This is a genomic window from Clostridium puniceum, from assembly GCF_002006345.1.
Classification (GTDB): Bacteria; Bacillota; Clostridia; order Clostridiales; family Clostridiaceae; genus Clostridium; species Clostridium puniceum.
Window position 1 is genome coordinate 1 of sequence record NZ_LZZM01000158.1, and the last position, 571, is coordinate 571.

Below are 571 nucleotides of genomic sequence, written 5' to 3' on the forward strand. Positions count from 1 at the left end.
TATGCTTCCTACGATTATCAAGATTTGTTAAGAAAAAATAGTTTCTTTCAAAGCATGAGTGCTAAAGGTTGTTGTTTTGATAATGCCTGCGCTGAGACATTTTTTGCATCTTTAAAAAAGGACAAATTGTATGGAATAAAATTTAAAACTAGAGCTGAGGCTAGAACAACTGTTGTTGAATATATAGAGTTATTCTATAATTCAAGAAGGTTACATTCAACTCTAGACTATAACTCTCCAAGAGAATTTAAAAAGGATTACTACCTTGGCCTAAAGGCCGCATCGTAATAATTGAATCATTCTTGGGTAGGGCAATTACAACTACAAGTTTACTAATATTTGAATTATTTTAAATATTATGAATAACAAATAGTGATTTATAATATTCTAAGGAAATCAAAGAAAAACGTACTTTCTATATGTCTATTCTACTCAGAGCACTCCAGTGCGCAGTTTATTTGGCAAGCAATTTAGCCAAGCTTTCAAGACTATAACTGGTGATAATGGCTCTGAGTTTGCTAACTTATCCACACTTGAAATTGAAACGGATACAAAGGTGTACTTCACTCAC

Annotated in this window: 1 protein-coding gene and 1 pseudogene; both read left to right on the forward strand. The window is 32.0% G+C overall.

All coding sequences use genetic code 11. The annotated features are described in order from the left end of the window. Positions 1-288: IS3 family transposase (locus tag CLPUN_RS12540; RefSeq protein WP_143328978.1), on the forward strand; the 288-nt coding region annotated here is incomplete at its 5' end. Positions 289-457: 169 nt separating this feature from the next. Then, positions 458-571: pseudogene (locus CLPUN_RS28705) on the forward strand (IS30 family transposase); the annotation flags it as partial.